The sequence below is a fragment of the Sulfurospirillum sp. hDNRA2 genome (genome assembly GCF_024206095.2).
Classification (GTDB): Bacteria; Campylobacterota; Campylobacteria; order Campylobacterales; family Sulfurospirillaceae; genus Sulfurospirillum.
Window position 1 is genome coordinate 859,309 of the sequence record NZ_CP159800.1, and the last position, 23,788, is coordinate 883,096.

General features: G+C 40.7%; 21 protein-coding genes. 12 read left to right on the forward strand and 9 right to left on the reverse strand.

Features of this window, described 5'->3' with window-relative positions; genetic code table 11:
* Window positions 1–19: 19 nt before the first annotated feature.
* The 6 genes from NL930_RS04495 to NL930_RS04520 all read right to left on the reverse strand — a co-directional run bounded on the left by NL930_RS04495 (window position 20) and on the right by NL930_RS04520 (window position 7,543).
* Window positions 20–838, reverse strand: coding sequence for a phosphate/phosphite/phosphonate ABC transporter substrate-binding protein (locus NL930_RS04495; protein ID WP_254375812.1), 819 nt, complete (start codon window positions 836–838; stop codon window positions 20–22).
* Window positions 828–2,300 carry a diguanylate cyclase gene (locus tag NL930_RS04500; protein ID WP_254375813.1) on the reverse strand — a complete coding sequence of 491 codons (1,473 nt, stop codon included), beginning with the start codon at window positions 2,298–2,300 and terminating at the stop codon, window positions 828–830. The genes NL930_RS04495 and NL930_RS04500 overlap by 11 nt, the downstream gene beginning before the upstream one ends.
* Complete coding sequence (locus NL930_RS04505; RefSeq protein WP_254375814.1) at window positions 2,284–3,144, reverse strand: phosphate/phosphite/phosphonate ABC transporter substrate-binding protein; 861 nt, start codon at window positions 3,142–3,144, stop codon at window positions 2,284–2,286. Before NL930_RS04505 ends, NL930_RS04500 begins: the two co-directional genes overlap by 17 nt.
* Before the next feature lie 215 nt (window positions 3,145–3,359).
* Window positions 3,360–4,574, reverse strand: a complete 1,215-nt coding sequence (nrfD, locus tag NL930_RS04510) for an NrfD/PsrC family molybdoenzyme membrane anchor subunit (protein ID WP_254375815.1) — start codon at window positions 4,572–4,574, stop codon at window positions 3,360–3,362.
* Window positions 4,575–4,583: 9 nt separating this feature from the next.
* Window positions 4,584–5,147: a 4Fe-4S dicluster domain-containing protein gene (locus NL930_RS04515; protein WP_039673008.1), complete on the reverse strand. Its 564-nt coding sequence runs from the start codon at window positions 5,145–5,147 to the stop codon at window positions 4,584–4,586.
* Window positions 5,148–5,149: 2 nt separating this feature from the next.
* The gene (locus tag NL930_RS04520) at window positions 5,150–7,543 is read right to left on the reverse strand and encodes a molybdopterin-dependent oxidoreductase (RefSeq protein WP_254375816.1); all 2,394 of its coding nucleotides are present in this window, start codon (window positions 7,541–7,543) and stop codon (window positions 5,150–5,152) included.
* 795 nt (window positions 7,544–8,338) lie between these two features.
* On the opposite strand from NL930_RS04520, the gene NL930_RS04525 reads away from it, so the two are divergent.
* The 9 genes from NL930_RS04525 to NL930_RS04565 all read left to right on the forward strand — a co-directional run bounded on the left by NL930_RS04525 (window position 8,339) and on the right by NL930_RS04565 (window position 15,757).
* Window positions 8,339–8,638 carry a hypothetical protein gene (locus NL930_RS04525; RefSeq protein WP_254375817.1) on the forward strand — a complete coding sequence of 100 codons (300 nt, stop codon included), beginning with the start codon at window positions 8,339–8,341 and terminating at the stop codon, window positions 8,636–8,638.
* Between the two features lie 624 nt (window positions 8,639–9,262).
* On the forward strand, window positions 9,263–9,733 hold the full coding sequence (locus NL930_RS04530) for a hypothetical protein (RefSeq protein WP_254375818.1): 471 nt from the start codon (window positions 9,263–9,265) through the stop codon (window positions 9,731–9,733).
* A 794-nt stretch (window positions 9,734–10,527) separates the two neighbouring features.
* Entirely contained in the window at window positions 10,528–11,190 is a 663-nt protein-coding gene (locus tag NL930_RS04535) for a transposase (RefSeq protein ID WP_254375819.1), read from the forward strand.
* A 132-nt stretch (window positions 11,191–11,322) separates the two neighbouring features.
* A complete protein-coding gene (locus NL930_RS04540; protein WP_254375820.1) occupies window positions 11,323–11,862 on the forward strand; it encodes a hypothetical protein in 540 nt (179 codons plus the stop codon).
* 487 nt (window positions 11,863–12,349) lie between these two features.
* Window positions 12,350–13,600: a hemagglutinin repeat-containing protein gene (locus tag NL930_RS04545; RefSeq protein WP_254375821.1), complete on the forward strand. Its 1,251-nt coding sequence runs from the start codon at window positions 12,350–12,352 to the stop codon at window positions 13,598–13,600.
* Window positions 13,601–13,689: 89 nt separating this feature from the next.
* A complete protein-coding gene (locus tag NL930_RS04550) occupies window positions 13,690–14,007 on the forward strand; it encodes a hypothetical protein (protein WP_254375822.1) in 318 nt (105 codons plus the stop codon).
* The gene (gene imm45, locus NL930_RS04555) at window positions 13,997–14,389 is read left to right on the forward strand and encodes an Imm45 family immunity protein (protein ID WP_254375823.1); all 393 of its coding nucleotides are present in this window, start codon (window positions 13,997–13,999) and stop codon (window positions 14,387–14,389) included. Before NL930_RS04550 ends, imm45 begins: the two co-directional genes overlap by 11 nt.
* A 359-nt stretch (window positions 14,390–14,748) precedes the next feature.
* A complete protein-coding gene (locus NL930_RS04560) occupies window positions 14,749–15,363 on the forward strand; it encodes a phosphatase PAP2 family protein (RefSeq protein WP_254375824.1) in 615 nt (204 codons plus the stop codon).
* 10 nt (window positions 15,364–15,373) lie between these two features.
* A complete protein-coding gene (locus NL930_RS04565) occupies window positions 15,374–15,757 on the forward strand; it encodes a diacylglycerol kinase (protein WP_254375825.1) in 384 nt (127 codons plus the stop codon).
* Between the two features lie 48 nt (window positions 15,758–15,805).
* Here NL930_RS04565 and NL930_RS04570 read toward each other — a convergent pair whose 3' ends face one another.
* Complete coding sequence (locus NL930_RS04570; RefSeq protein WP_254375826.1) at window positions 15,806–16,762, reverse strand: TerC family protein; 957 nt, start codon at window positions 16,760–16,762, stop codon at window positions 15,806–15,808.
* Window positions 16,763–17,087: 325 nt separating this feature from the next.
* Here NL930_RS04570 and NL930_RS04575 point away from each other — a divergent pair, with 325 nt between their 5' ends.
* On the forward strand, window positions 17,088–18,698 hold the full coding sequence (locus tag NL930_RS04575; RefSeq protein WP_254375827.1) for a methyl-accepting chemotaxis protein: 1,611 nt from the start codon (window positions 17,088–17,090) through the stop codon (window positions 18,696–18,698).
* Between the two features lie 48 nt (window positions 18,699–18,746).
* Here the strand turns inward: NL930_RS04575 and NL930_RS04580 are convergent, their stop codons facing one another.
* Window positions 18,747–19,346 carry a LysE/ArgO family amino acid transporter gene (locus tag NL930_RS04580; protein WP_254375828.1) on the reverse strand — a complete coding sequence of 200 codons (600 nt, stop codon included), beginning with the start codon at window positions 19,344–19,346 and terminating at the stop codon, window positions 18,747–18,749.
* A gap of 164 nt (window positions 19,347–19,510) precedes the next feature.
* Here NL930_RS04580 and NL930_RS04585 point away from each other — a divergent pair, with 164 nt between their 5' ends.
* Window positions 19,511–21,124: a methyl-accepting chemotaxis protein gene (locus tag NL930_RS04585; RefSeq protein WP_305880134.1), complete on the forward strand. Its 1,614-nt coding sequence runs from the start codon at window positions 19,511–19,513 to the stop codon at window positions 21,122–21,124.
* 74 nt (window positions 21,125–21,198) lie between these two features.
* On the opposite strand, the gene NL930_RS04590 is transcribed toward NL930_RS04585, so the two are convergent.
* Window positions 21,199–21,537, reverse strand: a complete 339-nt coding sequence (locus NL930_RS04590; RefSeq protein ID WP_254375829.1) for a cytochrome c — start codon at window positions 21,535–21,537, stop codon at window positions 21,199–21,201.
* 241 nt (window positions 21,538–21,778) lie between these two features.
* Between NL930_RS04590 and NL930_RS04595 the strand changes: the two genes are divergently transcribed.
* Entirely contained in the window at window positions 21,779–23,788 is a 2,010-nt protein-coding gene (locus tag NL930_RS04595) for a TonB-dependent receptor (protein WP_254375830.1), read from the forward strand.

Below are 23,788 nucleotides of genomic sequence, written 5' to 3' on the forward strand. Positions count from 1 at the left end.
GCTTACATGTCAAAGCGTTTTACTCCAAATGCAGTAAACGGTCGTACAAAAACAGCGGCTTTTCTTCAAATCCCGCAATACCGCTTTGCGTGTTGGAAGAAGAGGTGTGAAACGCTAACAGAAGCGTTTTAATGTGTGCCCTAAGGGTTGGATCTAAATGCTCAGACGCGATCATCGCATCGTAGGGAATCTCCTCGGATGTGCTTAAAATACGAATTTTATTTTGAGTTTCTTTGGGCAACGCACGGTAAATACCGTCGTATACCGCTCCCGCATCAATCGACTTTTCCAAAAGGGCATCAATGATCTTAGGGTGCTTTTTCAACATGTAGATTTTTCCCAACTCCTTACTCGGGTCAATGCCGTTTTGGCGCATCGTAAAACGCGGGTAAAGATAACCCGAAGTGGAGTCGATGTCGGTAAAGCCGAAGCTTTTGCCTTTGAGATCGGCAAGTTCTTTGATGGTACTCTCGTTTTGCGTGAGGATCAAACTACGGTATGTACTTCGTTTAGGCATTTGCGTATCTGCAAACTGAATGGTTGCTAGATAATCGGCTTTGATCTCTTTTTGGCGTAACATCGCAAACAGTTTCGGTGAAATAGACGCGATGTCCACATTGCCTTGCTCAATGAGCGTAATCAGCTGATTATAATCTTTGGAAACGACCAAAACGATCTCTTTATCGAGTGCTTTTTCAAGGTACGCGATCAGTTCGGCATGAATGGCTTGAAGCTCAGGTGTCGTTTTGTAAGGGTTAACGCCTAAGATAAGTTGGTCTTTAGCGCACAAGCAGGTACAGCACAACAGCATGATGCTGAGGAGTTTTTTAATCTTCATGTTCAACCCTATCCCTTCCGTTATTTTTAGCGCGGTACAGCGCGGTATCGGCACGTTTTAAGATCGCATTGGGCGTGTCGCCCGAGCGGTACGTCGCAACACCCAAGCTCAGCGTGACGGTGTTGGCATAATGATCAAACGTATGGTGTTTGACTTTTGTGCGCATTTGCTCAGCAATCACGCAAGCCCCTTGGGTATCAGTTTGCGGCAATATCAGCAAAAACTCTTCACCGCCCCATCGTCCTAATATATCGCTGGCGCGAACGCTTTGGCGCATCAGCTGCGCCGTCACTTCCAACACATGATCGCCTATCTCGTGCCCGCAGGTGTCGTTAATGGTTTTAAAACGGTCTATGTCGATCATCAGCACGGAGAAAAAACTTCCCCGCTCACTCTCTTTAAGCTTTTGATCTAAGAACTCTTCCAATTTGCGTCGGTTCCAAAGAGAAGTAAGCTGGTCGATAGAACTTAGATGTTCCAGCGCATCTTGCGTTTCGGCGACTTTTTGGCTCATATTGAAAAGGGCTTCGGCGATTTTTTTCACTTCCGGCGTCGAGCGTTCTTGAGCGGTATGCTTGATCGTCGTGCCGACTTCTTTGATGTCCAAGCGGTCTTCGTAAAAATCGATCAGCACTTGAGAGATCGATCGATACTCTCGTAAGTGTCTTAGCAGGGTAAAATGCAGGGCAAACACAAATAAAATCAACGCAATCCCAATACTTACGAAAAAATTGGTGCGCGCCTCTTTGAGAGCATGAAGCTCAGCGTCCGATGCCAGTCCGATGGTAAAACTTGCCTCTTTGACACTGCTTGCTTGAAGCATGACATGTAAGGACGATGCATTGATGAGTGCTTCGTGGTTCGTTGCTAAGAGCGTTTGGTTTTCGGAATGATAGGCGATGTTCATCGTCGTTCCTTGCACCAACGAAGAGAGCAAATCATCATCAATGATGAGCGCGACGCTGATCAGACCGATGGGCCTTTCGCCGTATTGTCTAATGCGCTTGGCAAAGATGAGACACTCTTTGTCGTCAACGGTGTCGATGCCTAAAAAAGTGTCGTTCTTAAGTGCCTGTTGTACGTAAAAACGTTTGGAAGCATCGTCACCAAACCGAAATTCGGACTCGCCTCGGCTGATGATCGTTCCGTCCAAATCGATAAAATGGATTTTGTGTGCGGAAGAGGAGAGAAAGAGTTTGCTCCAGTTGTAGAGCATGTCGGTGTCGTTACTGATGATGCCCGTAACGACCTCTTGCGAGTTGATGAGAATTTGCGCCGTTTTTTGGAGTTGGTCAAGTTTTTCTTCAAAACGTTTTTGAATCATCTCCGATTGGATCAGGTTTTTTTGATCAAACGCCGCTTTTTGCGTCACGTAAAGAGACTGAATTTGATAAATTCCGAAACTAAAGATAGCTCCCAACTGAACGAGGGTGAGAAAGAGGATTTTATGGTACAGTTTCATAGATAGGTGCTTTTAATATGCGCTTAAACGGTTCGTAAAAGCGCTCGTCTTTGCGGATAAATCCTGCACTTTTCCAGCCTAAAAATTCTTCAAACGCCTTGTTGGACGCCGAATCCATGGGTATGCGCTCCAGTAGTACCGCAATACGCTCACTCTCTTCTTTCGAGACGTTTTGCGATGCAACGATGGCATCAAGCGGGATCGGCTCTGAGGCGGCTAGGATGGTGAATTGATCGCCGTACTTTGCCAGCGCATTGTAATAAGTGCCATCGGACATCGCTCCCACGTCGATGGAGCGGTTGACGAGCGCTTCGACCACTTTGTCGTGTTTTTTGAGAAAAAAGACTTTTTGAAAAAAGGTATAAGGGTTGATGTGACGCTCTTCTAACATGAGCATCGGGTACGCATAACCGGAGGTCGAGTCTTTGTCGGTAAAGGCAAAATGCTTCCCTTTTGCCTCTTCAAGTGTGTTTACATGTAAGCTTTTCAGGGTGACGATAAAGGACTGATAATACGGCGTGATTTTCCCGTTTTTGGAGTGTTCCAAATAGGTTACGAGGTAATGCAAAGAGGGAATTTTCTCTTTTAAAAGGACAAAGCTTTTGGTATTGACCCACGCAAAATCGACACTTTTCTCTTCGATGCGCGAAAAGAGTTCATCGTAATCTTTGGTCACGACGATTTTAAACGTGTCGTTCGTGTCGGCACTTAAATACTCCATCAAAGGGGCAAAGGCATGCATGATTTTTTCGGGGTTGTTAGAGGGATAGGTCGCAAAAATATACTCTTTAGCGTGTAAAGAAGTGCAAAAAAGAAGACCGATAAAAATGCATTTAAAAAGCATAGGTTCCTGCTACGTGATGAAAAAGTTTACTAAGTAAGTATTATTTTAGCATAATAGACTAGAAGAAAAATAAAACCCAAATGGATTTGTAACCTTTCTGAAATATACCTAAAAATGAAGTTTTAAAAGAAAGCGTTTAAGGCAAAACGACCTTAAACGCTTTACATGTCAAACGCTAAACGCACGCGATTTTACGATTGTGATCTCACGCGTGCTTAAGCCTCTTCTTGATAGTTTTGAAAATACGCGTCATCTTCATTCGGGTCTAGAAAGAAGAAATTCTCGCCGACGTAATACAACGCTAAACAGATGCCGATCCCTCCAAACGCAATCGCCCATTCCGTCATCGTCGGCATATACTCTACCCATGAAGGTGCGAGTTGATACTCTTTGAGCTTCATCGTTTGCATTGGATAGACAAGCGTGTCGTGTACAAGATCGTAGCGCATAAAAAAGATGCCTATCATGCCCGAAACGGATGCGTAGATCATCGCTTTAAGCGCTTTGGCTTTGCTGTATAAAATGATGACGAAAGGAATCGCCATACCCAAAAGCACTTCGCCGACCCAGAAGTTAAACGAGCCTAAGATATGCAATGCCGTTTCGGCACGCTCGGGAAAGTTACCGTAAATCGCCGTTAAAAAACGCCAAAATTCAAAAAAGACGAGAATCGCGATGAGCAATCCCAAAAGCCGCCCCAAGTGCATTAAAAACTTTTGCATCTCATCGTTAAAAACCATTTTGTACTTGTAACCGTACATCAGAAACAGAAGATAGCACCCCGTAATCATCGCCGATAAAATAAAATAAACGGGATAAAAAACGCCGTTTGCCATAGGTCTCCCGATCAAAAAGCCAAAGACGGCACCCAAGTTGGAGTGTGCCGCAATGCCGACCAACAAACCTCCAAGACCGAAAATGCGCGACCATTTATGATCGTCGCGCGAAAGAAAGATAAACTCTAAAATAATCAAAAAAAGATACACGGAGTACAAGACGCCCATACCCCAAATCGCGGAAGAAAAACCGGGCGAGAGGGTATTGTAGATGACCATACGCACGGGATGACCGATCTCTAAGCCGATTACTACAAAGCCCGAAACAATCGTAATGATCGCACCGAAAATGGCGCGTTTGCCGATAAATTCAAAGCTTTTGATATGAAAAACGTGTCCCAATGAGGAGATGATGCAAAGTCCCGTCGATGAAACGACGAAAAAGATATACATCGCGATCAGCAATCCCCAAGGATGCTCTCTCGTAACGCCGTAAGCGTGGTGCCCGTGCATCAGATAGTGCACGAATCCTCCCGCAAACGCCGCCAAAAGAAGCAGGGTCGTCAGTGCCATAACGAGATTAAACGGGGTTCTCTCAAAATCGAAAACGGATCGTAACGTAATGCTTTTATGCGGAATCAAATGATCTAACATGCGTGTTCCTTATTTGATGTAAAAGAGTCTCGGTTCCGTACCGATACCGGCTTTAAGCGTAAAGTGCTCTTTGGTGCGAAGAATGTGCGAAACTTCGCTGTTGGGATCTTCCATATCGCCGAAGATGCGTACTTTGGTCGGGCAGGTCGCTTGGCATGCCGTGGTTTTGAGCCCTCGCGCCAGACGCGTATCGCTGCAAAAATTGCACTTATCGACGCTCATCGTGCGCGTATCGACGTAGCGTGCGTCATACGGACATGCGACCATACAGTAACTGCACAAAATACACTTTTGCGCGTCGATTTGAACGACGCCGTTTTTGTCGTAGTAGGTTGCATGCGTCGGGCAAACCTCTTCACACGGCGCATTGGCGCAATGTTGGCATTGGCTTGGGTAAAACGTGCTGGATGGAATGCTCAAAAACGGGTATTTTCCTTCGATCTCATACGTACCGACCCAAATACGATGCGCTTTAGCTCCCAGTTCGATTCCGTTTTCTTCCTTACAGGCGACTTCGCACGCCTTACAGTTAATGCAGTTTTTATAGTTTAAGATCATTGCGTACTTTGCCATGATTACACCTTTTTAATTTCGACGTTGGTTTCGTGCATGATCGAAGAGCCGTACACCGGTTCGATAATATCTTCGATGAGGGCGTTATCGTTGGCACCTTGTCGGTAAGCAAGCGTTAAAGCTGAGCTTTCGCTTCCGAATCCGTGCACGAAAAAGACGACTTCGTGTCCGATTTTTTCCGTCGGATACGCTTTAAGGCGCGTTTTGCCGACTTTGCCGGAGACTTCGACCGTATCGCCGAAACGAATTTTCATCTTTTTGGCGACGCTTGCATTGATCCAAAGATAGTTTTCGTTCATCAAGTCCCGCAACATGGCGTTATTGGCGGTTCCGCTTTGCGTAAATTGTGCGTGCCGTCCCGTAATCAGTCTAAATTTTCCCTCAGGCACGCTAAAGGCAAACGCTTCGTGCCATGTCGGCATTGCGTCTACGCCTTGTTCCGCCATCGTTGAGAGTTTACATTCGATTTTTCCCGAAGCGGTTTTCGGTTTGCCGTTTTGAACGCTATAGGCTTTTTCGTTTTCGGGGTAGTATTGAAATTCATTGGCGTTGATGGCTTTAAAGCGACGTTCCATCTCGGGATAAAAAACTCCTTTCGTGCACAAGGTTTCATAGGCACCCGCGTATTTCGCGACCGCCGCTTTATTGGCTTCTTCTTGCGAATGTTCAAACGCTTTAGAGATGTCGAAATCCGCATAAACTTCTTCTTCCGAGCTCTCTTCGATAGCGGCTTGGACGTCTTCGTCGTATTTTTTCGTCACGTCAAACAGCGGCTTGCTTATCATGTGACTCAAATCGTTCAAAATTTCGCGGACCGGTTTGCTCTCGAACATCGGATCGACGACTTTGTTTCTTTGCGCGATCGAAGGTTCCGCTCCCGCGAAAGAGACCACGGGGTCGGTACGCTCCAAATAGGTACATTCGGGCAGAATCACGTCGGCATACATCGCCGTATCGCTCGGCATGGTATCAATGACGACGACCAAGTCCATTTTTTTAAGCATTTCGATGCTTTTAGCACTATTGGGCATATTTAAAACGGGATTGTGTTTGTAGATGAAGGCACCTCTAACGGGATAGGGCATTTTGCCTTCTAAAAAGCGGTTACGCCATCCGATCCACGATCCGCCTCCGGAGATAATCGCGCAATCTTCATAGCCGCTTTCGCCTTTTTTGACGTTCTTTTTACGCGCGATCGCACGCGATTTTGCTTGGGCGTAAATCGGGCTTGAGACTTCGTGTTCGGCTAAAGGAAGATTTTTTCCGAAAATCAGCCCGCCTTTCGTATCGATGCCGCCGCTTAAAGCCTGAAACAGAGCCATCGCACGTCGAAGCTGAAAATCGCTTTGCGAAAACGTACTGCGCCTTCCGGGATAATAGATCGCTTTGGGCGCATAGAGCATAAATTCGCGTGCGATTTCCCGAATCTGTTTGGCACTGATTCCCGTAATGTTTTCCGCCCATTCGGGGGTGTACTCATGGCTTAAAATATGCTCTTCATACGCTTCAAAGTCCGAAAAATAGGTTTCGACGTATGCAAGGTTGTACATTTTTTCCTGAATGACGACGTAGGTTAACGCCAAGACGAAAGCCAAGTCGGTTCCGGGTTTGATCGGTAGCCACACGTCGGCTTTGGCGGCGGTATTGGTAAAACGAGGGTCGATATAGACCAATTTAGCACCTCGACCTTGCGTTTTTTTGAAAAGCTCCGTCGAGTCGGGCGTCACGATCGCCTCCGCACGATTGGCTCCCGCCATAATAACGTACTGGGCGTTTTGCAAATCGGCAAACGGATAAGCGCCTAAAGTAACACCGTAAGCCGAAACAACGGTTTGAAGGCATAAAGAAGCGTGGTTGAGCCAGTTGGAAGAGCCGAAAAGTTGGTAAAACGTTTTGAAAGTATGTTCCGCCATACCCTCTCCGGCACAAAATAAAAAGGAAGAACGGTTATCTTTTTCTTCGTCTAAAATCGTGACGATCTTTTCTTTAAGATAGGTATTGACTTCAGCCCATGACGCACGTCTAAATTTGCCTGAGCCTTTTTCTCCGCTACGAATCAAAGGATATTTGAGCCTGTCCGGATCGTACAGGGCTTGAATGCCGGCATTACCGCGCGGGCAGAGCATATTTTTCGACTTTGGAAACAAAGGGTTTGGGTCGAGTTTGGTCACAACGCCTTTTTCAACCCGTGCGAGGAGGGCACATTTGTTGACGCATACTTCGCATAAAGTCGGTATTTCGATACCGCCGGTGGAGGTTTTGGTAATGCCGTAAGCGTTAGCGGGCATGTGCGTATTGTCCTGCGGCTTTGTACCGCCAAAAGTGCTACTTGCCGCAACAACGCTTAAAGCAACGCTTCCTTGTAAAAACCGTCTACGAGATATTTCTACTTCCAATGGGACTCCTTCAAAGATTTATGTTACGATTTGAATCGATAGTAAGGCTGTAATTATTATTTTATAAAATAATTTTCATTAATTTATAAAATGATACGCCATAGTAACAGTTCGTCTCAAAAAAATCCTTAACATAAGTCAATTAAAATTAAATCATTATAATAAGTAATTTTTTAGAGAACGTGTTTCAAGATAAACGAAGCTATCAAAAAGAGAGGCTTACATGTTATTTTGCTCAGAAAAAGTCTTATAAATAATAATATCGTAAGATTAGTGTGATAAACTTTCGTTATTATTTTTGCCTTCCTTCTTTTGCCTTCTCCCAAAATAGATAAAATCGTTGCTTTACAAAAGCGCGTTCATCGCTTTTAAGGAATAAAATGCTTTCTTGTGTGAGATACATTGTAATAGTTTTGATACTCTAAAAGTAAGCATAGGGGTCAGGACTAAACTTTTAACTTTTGAGTGCCAATTCAATAAATAAGTGCAATTTGACAAGTCAAAATCTTTACATGTAAAGAATAAAACAACAATGGAACAAATATAAAGTCAATGAGTTTTTATCATTATTTTTTTGAAAATATTTTAGAAGTATAGGAGTCAGGTCTAAACTTTTAATTTTTTAAGAAGTTGAATACAAAGCAAAAACCTTACATGTAAGGTTCTGGTCAGCACTACCGCACTAAAATGAGCAAAGAAAAGCGGTAGAAAGTTAAAAGTTTAGACCTGACCCCTTTTTACATTGAAATCAAAGACACCTTTAATCATATTGGAGATGTAAACACTGACCTTGATGTGCAAAAAGAGTTTGCTCTTAAAGATGGTGGAAAATACATTGCTATCCTTGATGATAAAACAAGAAGTACCTATACCCAAGAACAAAGAGATGAAGCACTGAACGCTTACGCTCAAATCTATGCTTACCAATACGGAGTCAGCATCGAATCTGCAAAATCTGCTACATTGGCTAAGTTTGGTTCAACCTATACCAATAGCACAAATACAAGTTCTAACATCTATGTAGATAACCAATCAAATCAAGGAGCCCTTGATACCGCGAATACCATGGGACACGAAAATAAAGGGGACAAATAAAGGGGACAGGCTACTTTAAATAACTATTGTGCTAAACTTTTTCCAAAATCTTTACATGTAAAAGGACAAATCCAAGTAAATAAAGGGGACAGGCTACTTTAATGAAATTAGGCAATAAATCTTTTACATGTAAAGAAAAAATAGCCTGTCCCCATTTAAGTTTAAGCTGTCCCCATTTAAGCTGAAGTTATAGGGGTCAGGGTTAAACTTTTAACTTTTGGAGTCTAGGGGCAGGGCTAAACTTTTAACTTTTGAGTTGCTAATTTACCAAATAAATACAATCTTGCAGATAAATATTTTTACATGTAAAAATAATGAAATGGAAAATAATGAGAAGTAAACGCATTGTATCGCTTATCGTTAGAAGGGTAAAGGGGACAGGCTACTTTAATTACTTTAATGAAACTAGACAATCAATCTTTTACATGTAAAGAAAAAGTAGCCTGTCCCCATTTACCCAAATACAATCAAAACAGGTAAATCTATCGGCACATATGGTGCAGATGGTAGCGTTTATAAAGTCTTAGTAAATGGAGAAACAAAATATCTCAATGTTGTGATAGGCTCTAATGGATACATTGTAAATTCTTATCCATTAGGTATTAAAAATCTAGGTGGTGTCATATGGAAATAAATAATCAAAAAAAAATAGATATTGTTATGTTTGAATATGACTATGGATTAATATATCTCAAGTGTTTAAATAGTGAAGATAATCAATATTTGGTTACAGATGAATTTGAGTATCTTGCTCCAATTGAAAGCTTAGGCTTGTCAAAAAAAATTGAGCAAGAGCTGTATAAACTAGGTAACTTATATGGTGAAATTCTTAATTTAGAGCAAGATGATCCTCAAAATTTGGTGGGCTTTCGAACACTGGAAGAAGTCAGATACTACTTCTATTACAAACTTTATGTGGCAACTTTACTAAGTGGTGAATACAAGCAAGGTAATATTTTGTTATATGGTTTCGATACAGTATATGGTAATTCCCAAAAAAAAGACAATTTATATATGGTCGAAGAATATATCAAACACCTTTCAACCCTTACAGACGAAGATTTAAAAGTATGGCTAAGAGCTGATTTACAATGAAAACAGCACAATAAAGGGGATGGAACTAGACAACTATTCTTTAGGATAAAGGGGACAGGCTACTTTAATGAAATTAAGAGATAAATCTTTTACATGTAAAGAAAAAGTAGCCTGTCCCCATTTATCTTCCCATTTATCTTTGGTGATGGAACAGAAGTTGATCAGTCTGTTTCAGGAGAAACTTTAGGCTGGGAACAAGGAAATGAAGATTTTATAAAATATCGTCAAATTTTTATGGATAATACAGAAACTAAGCCGACAAAATTTAGAGGAAGTGTCAAATGAAAAACAAACTCATACTTTTTTTGAAATTAATCAGGGGACAGGGGACAGGCTACTTTAATGAAATTGAAAAATAAATCTTTTACATGTAAAGAAAAAGTAGCCTGTCCCCATTTACTTTCAAGCCGATGATATTCGTCTTTTAACGTTAGCTTATATAACTAAAATGTGGCCAGGGAAAGAGATAAAATACAGTGATGATTTGACTTATAAACTTTATCGAAGTGATCCATCAGAAGTTGATGCATGGAAAGTAGGCAATACAACATCGGATATAATTCAAGATAACAAACCAAAAGAAACACTAAAGGAAAAACAATGAGATTTATCATAACAATTATCATGATGCTATGTATTATAAATGCTAAAGAAGTAGCCTTGTACCCAGTTTATAGTATCAAATATGACAAAGTGAATGATTATATTTTAGAGGAATAAAGGGGACAGGCTACTTTAAATAACTATTGTGCTAAACTTTCTCCAAAAATCTTTACATGTAAAAGGATAAATCCATGCCACGAATTACTAGAGGTGAGAGTGTTGGAGGTATTTATCATGTGATTAACCGTGGAAATATGCGAATGCAAGTGTTTGATGATGCTGAAGATTATGCTTACTTTTTAAAGTTGCTTCAGGATGGACTAAAAAGAGAAGCTGTTGAACTTCATGCGTATTGCCTTATGCCAAACCATTTTCACCTTTTGCTTGTACCTCTTGTTGAAGGAAGTCTGAGTCGCTTGATGCAATGGGTGATGACGTCGCATGTGCGTTATTATCATCGAAAAAACAAAACTTCAGGGCATATTTGGCAAGGGAGATATAAGAGCTTTATCGTTCAAAAAGATAGTTATTATCTTTCACTCTTGCGTTACATCGAAGCCAATGCTCTGCGTGCCAACCTGGTGAATGAAGCTGAGGCGTGGGTTTATGGTTCCTTGTGGGAGCGAATGAGTCAAGAGAGGCAATTACTTGATGAATCTTTGATAGCATTACCAAAGGATTGGGCTTTACATGTAAACACTCCTTTGCACGAAAAAGAGCTAACCATTGTGCGCAATAGCGTCAATCGTCAGAGTCCATTGGGTGAATTAGAGTGGATGGAAAAAACGGCAGAAATATTTGGACTTGCTTCAACACTCAATTCACGAGGAAGACCAAAAAGGAAAGAAGTATGATAAAAAGTAGCCTATCCCCATTTACTTCTTAGAAGTACCACCACAAAACAATCCGATATCGCAATCAATACTGGACGCGGCAAGTTCAAAAAATATAAAAATTCGTGATACAAACGGAAAGGTGTATAACTAATGCAAGAATATATTTATTGTAGAAGCTGGGCAGGAGCTTTTAAAGAGGCTCGCAACCCAATGAACGAAGAAGAAGCTAAAAAAATTCATGAAACACTCTATGGCATTTCTAATCAAAACGTTCAAGGAGGGTTTAAAGAGTACACAAAAAGGCACCGAGGAGGGATTTTACAATACACGGTTCTCTTAGGCTCTTTAGAAAAGCCGACGGCGTTTGCTCAATTTGTGAGTAACGGAATTTGGGTGAATTTCTTAGATGATAAACTACGTGCTTATCTCGAGTATAGTTTTAATATTATCGGGAATAACAAGCTTTTTTTAGATAAAGCAGTCTATCGTGAATTTGATGGCGACAGCGATAAAGTTTCTAAGGGGACACTGTATCTTTTTGAAGAAGATGGAAGACTTATTATAGACAGAGAAACTTTTTTGCCTGAGCACTTGTTAGAAAAAGCGACCAATACCATAGATGTTTCAGATAATTATGAACCGTTCCCCGTATTTGGGAACTTTGAAAATATTTTACGTCAAGAGAGATAAAGAAGATAAAGGGGACAGGCTACTTTAATTACTTTAAAGAAGATAAAGGGGACAGGCTACTTTAATTACTTTAATGAAACTAGACAATCAATCTTTTACATGTAAAGAAAAAGTAGCCTGTCCCCATTTACCTGTCCCCATTTACTCCATGATAGTAAATTGATAGATGATACGATTAAAACTATCATTGAAAGAAATAAACAAAATGGAATATTTTAATGATAACCGAAGAATTAAAGGTCTAGGGGTCCGAGCTAAACTTTTAACTTTTGAGTCATTTATGTTTACATGTAAAAAACTAAATCAAGGAAAATGATGAGTTACTGCCATAGTTTTATTCCAAATATCTTTACATGTAAAACTATGGTAAGTCTAAAAGTTATAGGGGTCAGGGCTAAACTTTTAACTTTTGAGTTGCTAATTTACCAAATAAATACAATCTTGCAGATAAATATTTTTACATGTAAAAATAATGAAATGGAAAATAATGAGAAGTAAACGCATTGTATCGCTTATCGTTAGCCTTCTTTTACTTCTCAATCAAAGCCTTTATGCCAATGCTACGTTAAAAGCCACCGACAACGGAGCGAAGATTATCGCTAGTGGCGATATTAACCTCAATAGCACGACGATCACCAACCAAGGAGATATGAGCTCAGGCGGTACTACAACGCTTAACGCCTCCGGCAATATCTACAACGAAGGCGGAAACATTCATGCGGACAACGCTCTTATGCTTCAAGCAAACGGCGGTATCTACAATATCAGCTCCAATCTATCGGCGCAGGTTATAGCGATTAACGCCAATACCTTTCAAAGTGATATGGATGTTAAAAACATCAGTCAAACCTACGCAGGCATAGGATCGCAAAACTCCCAATTGCTCTCTGACATGTCAACCCTTAACGCCTTAAACGGCATTTCGATCCAAACGAAAAACACCCTCTCTCTGATCGGAACGACCCTTAACGCAGGCGGAGCATTAAGCCTTGTTTCCACCGAAGGAGATATCGCCATAGCCTCTAAAACGCATGAAGATAGCTTCGACTTTAACATTAAGGGCGGTTATAATAAGGGAAAAAGTGTTGAACATCTTGCTTCATCCCTCAATGCAGAAAATATATCTATCAATGCTAATCAAGTAAATGTCATTGCCTCTGATCTTGCGGCTAAAAAGGACATTGTGCTACAGGGAAAAGAAGGTGTAAGCATTTTAGCAGAAAATGATCTTGCCTACACCGAGTCAAAACTTAAAACGAAAGGAAGCTTTGGAAGTAAAAAAACAACTCTTGATATGAGCCATAAAGAGAGTGTTGTCCAAAGTAACCTAAATGCCAACAACATTCTCATCCAATCCAGTGACGCAAGTGTCACTTTAGAAGCAGCCAACCTTATCGCTAAAGAGAACATCGTCGTTGATGCGAAAGCTGACATCAATGTCCTTGCCAAACAGTACCGAGAAGGAGAGATGCACTCTGTCACGAAGTCATCGTTTGGTGGGCTCAAACAAAGTGCTTCGATGAACCGAGTCGATGCCCTAAATGCTAAAGAAGCAGAGCTTAGAACTGAAGCGTTGAACATCATCATGAAATCAGGTAACGACATCAAAGTCATCGGCTCCAACATCGATGCAGCTTCAGACCTTCAACTCCTAGCTGCCAATGAAGTGCTCATCGCCGCCGCACAGGAGTTTAGCCAAAATGAGCAGTGGAGAGATAAAGGGGACAGGCTACTTTAATGAAACTAGACAATCAATCTTTTACATGTAAAGAAAAAGTAGCCTGTCCCCATTTACTCTGATAATAAAATGAAAGGCTTTTTAGAACCATGATAAATGAAGATGATTTTAAATTTTTATATGTAAGTGATTGTGAATATGAAAAGCTTGTTTTAGAAATGTACTACAAAAATAGCTATATAGGTTTACTAAATCAAGATAATGGACTTGAAGATTTAAAGTTAGAGTTGGCAGAACAAAAGATTAGTATGAAAGTTTTTGAAATGGTTTTAAAAAAGGCTAAACAAAAGCTAGAAAATGATAAATCTCGAGATAAAGACGGTAAGCATATTGATGAAGTAGATTTTAATTTAAAGCCAGAAGGGAAAACAGATAAAACAGGAGGGCATAATTTAAATGTTAAATGAGAAAGAATACGATTTAAATATGAAACTAACAAAAGTTTTTAAAGATCCTCAAATAATAAGATGGGTTGATTTATATATGTATGGCGAAGAATATATTTGTAGAGGGGCTGTTTTAGATATACCAAATTTTTTTGCTGATGAAAAATGTACTAAGCTAATGTTTATTGAATCATCACAAGAAGACTGTAGTCTAAGTTTAGTTATTTTAACAGGTAAAAAAGCAGGAATAATATGGGTTCATCTGCCTATAGAGGCATATTATGATGGGACAAGAGTCCTTTCTACCAAATGGATTTTAACAAATTTCAATAAGTGGATTTCTCCAAATACTGATTTAAAAAAAGTTAAATTTTTATATAACTTTATTTACAAAGAAAAATAAAGGGGACAGGCTACTTTAATGGAGTTAGTCAATAAATCTTTTACATGTAAAGAAAAAGTAGCCTGTCCCTTTTTATTTTTATGAAATTGTTTTTAAAGGAAAGTACCAGTCAAAAGGGGTCAGGTCTAAACTTTTAACTTTTTAAGAAGTTGAATACAAAGCAAAAACCTTACATGTAAGGTTTTGGTCAGCACTACCGCACTAAAATGAGCAAAGAAAAGCGGTAGAAAGTTAAAAGTTTAGACCTGACCCCTTTTTACTGACCTCTTTTTTAATTGCCTGATTATGATGTAATATCGTAATTTTTACACTATTGCATGGTACAATTTCGCAATAAACTAAATTTTTTAGGTGACAAAATGATACAACTGAGTAGGTCATGTATTATTGTGTTTATTATGGTGTCGAGCGCTTCTCTTATCTCTTTAATGTATTGTACATATAATGGTTATCTGACACATTTTGATTATACAGCACTCAGAGCATTTTATCAATTAAAAAGTGTGATACTAAACCATTTTTTCTTAACGATTACGTGGCTTGGCTCTCTTTGGATATTATTACCATTAAGCATTGCTATGCTTATTTTTCTTCCATACCGATTTAAAAACTTTAAAATAGTTTTTGCCGTTGGATTTTTGAGTACGATCGTGGTAACTCATACTCTAAAAAATAGTGTTGAACGACCAAGACCAAGTTTTTTTGATACATTAATCGATATGCCGTTAGATTTTTCGTTTCCAAGTGCTCATACAGCACAAATAACTGCATTTACATTTTTAGTATGGGTGCTTTTTTTTAGGGAAAGTTCATTAAAGAGTATTTTATTCAGCAGCATATTATTACTTATTGCTATGACAGTAGCTTCTTCTCGTATTTATTTACAAGTTCATTTTCTTACAGATGTATTAGCGGGATTTCTTGTTGCAATTCTATGCTGTTTTACTGCTTTATTAACGATAAAATCAAATTAGGAGGAATTCTATGAAAAATAAATTTCTAAATACAGGTGAGTATGGATACCACCCTTTACGAAAATTTAAAATTATACTTTCAGGCTTAAGATATGCCGTTATATATGATTTTAGTGTTATGTATAAAATTATCATCTCAATTTTGATATTTATACCAGTCGTTATATTTAAAGAATGGCTTGATGCATCATTGATTATTTTAGCTACGGGTGTAATGCTAGCAGCTGAGATGTTTAATAGTGCTATAGAAGCAATTTGTGATTTTATGGAAACTCGTCATAACGAAAAGATCAAAATTATCAAAGATATAGCAGCATCTGCTACGGGGGTTACTATTTTTGTATGGATAGTTGTTATTTGTATAGAGGCAATAGAAGTAGGAAAAATATTTTAATGATATAGAATGCAGAATAAAAATTTTGCATTCTATGATAAATAAAATTTATATTTTTTTACTTGTTTTTTTGATACTAGCTATGATAGATATTGCTAGAACACCTATGACAAATCCAAGAGACAATAGTATTGGCATCTTGTAAAACTCCATAATAAGAAGTTTTACCCCTATAAACATCAGTATAACAGCCAAGCCATATTTCAGTAGTTCAAACCTATTAGCCATATCCGCTAAAATAAAATATAATGCTCTAAGACCTAAAATAGCAAAAATATTTGATGTATAAACGATAAAAGGATCTGTAGTGACTGCAAAAATAGCTGGAATACTATCTACTGCAAAAATAAGATCTGTAACCTCTATAAAGATTAAAACAACAAAAAGAGGTGTAATCCATGTTTTGCCATCTATTTTTACAAAGAATTTCTCACCATGGTAATTATCTGTTATTTTAAAATTTTTTCTCAAAAACTTGATACTAAAATTATTTTCTATATCACCACTATGCTCGCTAGTTTTGAACATCTTAATCCCAGAAAATAGTAAGAACGCACCAAATAGATACAAAATCCATTGAAATTCACTCACTAAAGTTGCACCGATAACAATCATAATAGATCTCAAAATTAAAGCACCAAAAATACCATATATTAGCACTCTTTTTTGATAAATAGTTGGCACCTTAAAGTATGCAAATAACATCACAAATACAAAAAGATTATCTACCGCCAATGACTTTTCCAAAATATAACCTGTCAAAAATTCAAGACTTTTTTGAGTTGCTATATCTGCATCGTATTTATCGCTTAAATAAAAATAGAGCCACAAATTAAATAACATAGCGATAGTGATCCAAACAACAGACCATATAAGTGCCTCTTTTGTAGATACTTTAGTATCTCCTTTGCGACCTAACATAAACATATCTATAAATATCATTACGATTACGATTACAAAAAAAACTCCGAGCATCCATGGCTCGCCAACTGTTTGAAGTTGCATCTTCATTTCCTTTTTAAAAATTAGCAGGCATTTTGGATTGTATCAAAAAAATAAAATTTCTTTCATTAAGCAATTTTATTAAGCTTATGGGTCAAAGCAAAACTTTTTTATATTGTCGTATAGAGAAAATTAAAAGAGGGAAGGTAGGGGTATTAGCGCACTTTTTCATCTAAAATGAACGACATGTAAATATATTAGGCAAAAAGGTTGAAAGTTTTATTCTTTATGTGTAAAAGTAACATAAATAATTAAAAATATTTTAAATATAACGCGTTTGCAACGCTTCTTTGTTATGATGATAAGGACAAACACAAAAGGAGTTCTTATGAATATTTCAAAGCAGCTGATTACGATGCTAACGCTTGCGATCATCGGCATCGCTTCGGTTTTTAGTATTAGCTTTTACAAAATGGATGAGGTATATACCGAGACCAATTACGGCAATGTCAATACCGTACCGAGTATTTTGGTAATGAACGGCATTATGGAAGATTATTATTATTTGAGGGTTTATGCTTTCGAGTTTTTATCGGCTACGGATCAAAAGTCGATGGACGAGTCCGCCGCAATGATTAAAGAGGTGAGGGCTTCGTTGGATAAAAAAGTAAAATCTTATAAAGAACTTCTTTCCGACGCTAAAGATCAAGAGCTTTACGATAAAGACATAGCCATCTTAAAACAATACAACGACTTGCTCGATCAGTTTTTAGCGCTCTCTAAAGCCAATCAAAAAGAAGAAGCGCGAACCCTTGCCTTTGCCAAACGACCTTTTTTAGCGACCATCAGCGATACGCTTCGCGCTCATATGAATTACAATAAAGAGTTGGCAGAAAAAATGGCAGGAGTAGCATCCAATACCAAAGATAGCGCCAGTGCTTTGATGATAGGACTTTCGATCGTCGTCATTGTTCTAGTTGTTTTGACGAGCGTCATGATTCGTCGCAATATCCTTCAAGGCGTGCATATTATTCGAGACGGTATGTTGGGTTTTGTCGAGAAAAAAGAGCTCAATTTTAGAATGCAATACGATAAGCAAAATGAGCTTAAAGATATATCTGACGGTTTCAACGACTTAGTATCGACGCTTGAACAGACGATCGTGGATGCCAAAAACTCTTCCAACGAAAATGCCTCCGTTTCGCACGAGCTTAGCGCAACCAGTATGCAAATAGGGCGTAATGCGGAGAAAAGTACGTTAATCGTCGAAAACACCATTCAGGAAATAGCGACCATTAAGACCTTTGTGCAAGAAACCGCCGCGCTTTCGGAAGAGACGCGAAAAAGCATCATCGACGCAGGGCAAAAACTTGATAACGCTAAAAATGAAGTCGTTACCTTACGCAATGAAGTAGGTCTTGCCAGTGAAGCGGAAACGGCGCTTGCTTCGAAATTGGAGCAGATGAGCAGCGATGCCGAACAGGTCAAGCAAATCCTAACCGTTATTTCGGATATTGCCGATCAAACCAATCTTTTAGCCCTTAATGCCGCCATTGAAGCCGCACGTGCGGGAGAGCACGGACGAGGTTTTGCCGTTGTCGCCGATGAAGTGCGAAAACTGGCCGAACGTACGCAAAATTCGCTCACCGAAATCAATGCGACAATCAACGTCATTGTTCAATCCATCGTCGATTCTTCTGAACAAATGGGGCGCAATGCTAAGAATATTCAACGTCTTTCCGATGTCTCTTCCGGTGTCGAACAGACCATTCTCGGCACGACGCACGTGATGCAAGAGGGCGTCGTTTCCGTAACGACCAGCTCGCAAAACGCCGTTCGTATCGCAAGCGATACCGATAGAATCGTCTCTATGGTAACCAATATTAACGCCCTAACGAGTGAAAATGCCAGAAGCGTCGAAGAGATCGCAAGCGCGGCAGATCACCTCTCAAAATTGGCGGAAAGCCTCAACACGAAGTTAAATCAATTTAAATCTTAAATCTCTTTTGCACGGATATAACGTTTTCAGACGTTATATCCGCTTTGTTTACAATCGAAAAAGCATCCATGCTAAAGAAAGCATGATAATCCCGATGAGCACTTCTAAAATCTTCCATGAAAGCGGCTTTTGAAAAACAGGCGTTAAAATCCTAGCACCATACCCCAACGAGAAGAAAAAGACAAACGATGCACTCATCGCTCCCAAGCCGAACATCGGAGCAAGTGAGCCGAATTTGGTCGAGACGGAGCCTAGTAAAATAACCGTATCGAGATACACATGCGGATTGAGCCACGTAAAGGCAAGCACAATCAAAACGGTTTTCACAAGCGATGCAATCGGTTGGTCGAGAGGGTTTAGCTCATGCGTCATGCTCCATGCGGTGTAAAAACTCTTCAATCCGTAAGTCACTAAAAACACAAAGCCGCCGTACTTCGCGACCGTTTGCAGTGTGGGAAACTGCTCTACCAAATACCCGAAACCAAAAACGCCCGCGAAAATTAAAACAGCGTCGGAAAGTGCGCAAATCAAGCAAATGACGAACACATGCTCTTTTTTGATGCCTTGTTTGAGCACAAAAGCATTTTGTGCGCCGATGGCCAAGATCAGAGAGAAACCGAGACTAAAACCGGAAATAAATGCGTTCATAAAGGGCTCTTTTGGGAAAAAAATTGATGGATTATAACCAAACCTCTCTAAAAATTTTGACTCCTTAGTTTAAGATATTTCCTCATTTTCCTTTTATATTTACGTATAATTTACGCAGTTTTGCTATTCTAGCTTTTGAATATGAATACAATTGAAAGGGTATTATGTTTTTAGCGACGATTAACAACAAGCTCGTCTTTTTACTGGCGATCATTTTTTTAGGGTTTAGTGCTATCGGGTATGAGATTATTAAGGAGGCGAACGATGCCAAAATGGCGGCGATTCGCTTGACGACTATCGCCGAGATCGAAAATGCAACATTGGAATTGCGCATTCAACAACGCGATTATCAGATCTATTTTAAATCGGTCAATCTCGAAAATTACGAAAAAACGTACCGAAAGCTCTTGGCTGATTTGGATGAGCTTAAGACAATTTTGATGAGTTCTTCTAACCATAAACGTATCGAAACGCTAAAAAGCCTGCTCATCGAGTGGCATGAGATCAACGTGCCGCGCATGAAGCTCTTCGGAACCTACGGCGTGAAAATCTATGACGAAGCTTTTGCGCAAAATTTTCCCGAAGATGCCAAAAAACTCGATGAATACTACCAAAAAAGCAGCAAAATGTTTCGCGTACTGGTCGAAAAACTAGACGATTTAGCCTCTTCAGTTAAAACCAACAACTTTGAGCGTTTAGATACCAACAAATTTGCCTCGCAACTCTCTTTGGGGATTATTTCTCTTTTTGTGGTCGGCATTTTCTTTCTTGTCACCCGCTCCATCAAGCGGTCCGTTTTTCATGCCAAAAACGCCTGTGAGCAGATGCGAACGAGTAAAGATTTAAGCGTACGGATTAACACGGGAAGCAAAGACGAGATCAACGATATTATGAACGCCATTAACATGTTAATCGCCGACGTCGCTACCGCACTAAATCTTGCCAAAAGCAACGCCCTCGAAAACGCTTCCGTTGCCGAAGAACTCTCAAGTACGAGCCTGCAAATCGGTAAGCGTGCCGAAGAAGAAGCGAAAGTCGTTTTTGAAACCACCAACGACGCCCAAGAAGTTGCCAAAGCCATCGGTGATGCCAGCGAGCGGTCGCATAGCGTTCAAGAAATTACGTTTGGGGCACACAAAAGCTTGCTGAGCGCGCAAGCGTTGCTCGATGAAACGCTGACGCAACTGAGTCAAACGGCGGAAGCGGAAGCGACGATCAACGATCGACTGAACCATCTTGCCGGCGAAGCCGAACAAGTAAGGTCGGTTCTAGACGTTATCGGAGATATTGCCGATCAGACCAATCTTTTAGCCCTGAACGCCGCCATAGAAGCCGCACGTGCGGGAGATCACGGGCGCGGATTTGCCGTTGTCGCCGATGAGGTGCGCCAACTTGCCGAACGCACGCAAAAAAGCCTTGTGGAGACCAACGCCACGGTCAATGTTATCGTCCAGTCTATCGGCGACATTAGCGGCGAAATGAACCAAAACGCTAAACGTATTCATGAACTCAGTACATTTTCCAACCAAGTCACGATCCAAACCAACGATGCGGTGGGAATGTTGGAGCAAAGTACGCAAGCAACGCAAGAGGTCGTACGCAATGCCAATGCCAACGTCACGCTCATTAAATCCGCCGTAATCGAAAAAATCGGTGAGATCAATACGCTCTCAAGCTCCAATGCCAGAAGCGTCGAAGAGATTGCGGGTGCGGCAGAACACCTCTCCAAGCTCTCATCCAACCTCAGCGATACCCTCGCACAATTTAAAACCGCTTAAACGTCATCCCTTCTCGTTAACGCCGAAGCAACCGTGAGGGCGTTAACGATGGTGTTTGCGCTTTAAGAAACGCTTTAAAAAGAGCCGTCGTAAAGAAATTCGGCGATCGCTTTAAGGCTCTCTTGGTCGACGCCTATGGTCGGCATAAGCTCAAATTTTTTGACCGCATCTTGTAAAATCGCACTCTTCGCATCAGGTGCGTTTAACCATCGTACCGTAAACGACACGAAAGCTTCTTTTGTCTGAAACACGTTTTTGTAACGTGCTTGTATCTCTTTTATCGCAGGCGCGGAGAGGGTTTTTGTGTAGTCGTGACATGTCACGCAGTTGCCTTGGAACAATGTCTCACCGCTAGGGGCGGCATACAAAGAGACGCTTAACAAAGAGATCAATCCCCAAGAAATGACATGCATCGCTGCTCCTTTTTGTCGGATTGTAGCCAAAAAAGGGCTTTTTTGTCGTTGCGTTACGTCAAGGAAAAGCGAAGAAAAACCTGACATGTAATGCCTTGGGAAGACTTAAGGTTTCAGTCAGCATGACATGTAGGTTTTTAACTGACGATAAAACATGTCAATATTTCTTGAAATAGGTTTCATTTAACACACTTTTAACACTAGGACTTTAAGATTAATGCACCATTTTAAGGGAGGATATATGAAAAGAATTATCGGAGTGTCTTTGGCGGTCTCGACGCTTTTAATTGCGGAGACAATCGATCTTGGAGCGATTAGCGTTGAGGGTGAGCGTTTTTCGACGGAAATCAAAAATATTAGCGGCGAAGAGCTCAAATCGGCGGATTTAGCCGATGCACTCTCTCGTAATAGCGCGTCCATTACGATGCTACGAGGAAGCGGCATTGCCAACGACATTATTTTACGCGGGCAAAAGAGGGATAACATCAACGTTTTGATCGACGATGCCAAACTTTACGGTGGATGCCCCAATCGTATGGACCCCGCCGTCACGCATATCAATGCCGATAATATCGAAAGCGTTAAGATCGTCGAAGGTCCTTACGACGTCGAAAATTTTGGAACGCTGAGCGGTTTGGTCGTAGCGGAAACCAAAACTCCGACCAAAGAGCCAAACGGCGACGTTAATTTGGGTATCGGTAGTTACGGTTATCGTAAAGCATCTGCGAGTGCGGGCGGCGGAAACGAGTATATTCGAGCTTTGCTCAGTGCGTCAACCGAACGAAGCGATCAGTACAAAGACGGTAACGGCGATACGTTTTACGATCAACTCAACAATGCCGTCGCTCAAGGAATGGGTATGAACGCCAATCGCTACAGTACGAGCGATTTACGCTCTTACGAAAAGAAAACGTTTATGGGCAAAGTCTTTATCAACCCCGCTGACAATCAAGAAATCCGTTTAGGCTATACGCTCAATCGTAGCGATAACGTGCTTTACCCTTCGCGTATGATGGATGCAGATCGCGACGATAGCGATATTTACACCTTCGGTTATAGCCTATACGATTTGGGCACGTTTTCCAAAGAGCTGGCGTTGGAAACGTATTATTCCAAAGTGGAACATCCTATGTCGAACAAATTTCGCATACGTCCTTCCTCTGCCACGTACAACACGGCCGATATGGATTCTTCGGTTGAGGGCGCTAAGGTAAAAAATAGTATGGACTTAGGCGGCGGAGAGCTCGTTTACGGTATCGATACGAGCAAACGTAATTGGGACGGAAAAAGTTACGTAACGAACGTAGCGACGGGAGTAATCTCAAGCGTTACCGATTTATCGACGATTCCCGACGTCGATACGACCAATAAGGCACTGTTTGCACATTACGAGAAAACGATCGATCGCGTGAACGTTCAAGCGGGTGCTCGCTACGATGATACGGACATAAAAGCCCATCGCAAAGGACAAACCTACGTCCAACGTTACGACAACGATTACGAAGCACTTTCGGCGAATGCGATTGTCACCTATAAAGCAACCGATAACGTGGACTATTTTATCGGTTTCGGAAAAGCATCGCGCGTACCGGATGCAAGAGAGTTGTACCACGCGGCTCGCTCGACGGGTATTTTGGATCAAGTGACCAATTACGAAACCGATCTTGGTTTTAAAGCTCACTACGACAATGCCGGCGTTAAAGGAAAAATTTTCTATTCGGATTTAAAAGATTATATCTACTATAACGCCGATGCGACGAAATACGTCAATGTCGATGCAACGATTTACGGTGCTGCCTTGGATGCGTATTACGATTTTTCCAAAGCATGGACGATCAATTACGGTATGAGCTATCTTAAAGGCGAAAAAGATAAACCGCTTGCGGGACAAAGCGATAAAGATTTAGCCGATATCGTACCGCTTCGCGCCGTAACGTCGTTGACCTATCATGAAGCGGCGCATACCTTGAAAACGGAAGTCGTTGCGGCAAAACGTTGGGATAACGTCGATAGCGATAACGGAGAGCAAATCCTCGGAGGATACGCCGTTTTAAACGTCAAATATACCTATAAAATCAGTAAAAACTTTGACGTCACGGTCGGTATCGACAATCTCTTCGACAAAACGTACGCCGTCTCCAATACGTATAAAGATTTAACGCTTATCAACTATTCCGGAAGCGACGATACCGTTATGCTCATTAACGAGCCGGGTCGTTACGGTTATATCAACTTGCACTATTCGTTCTAA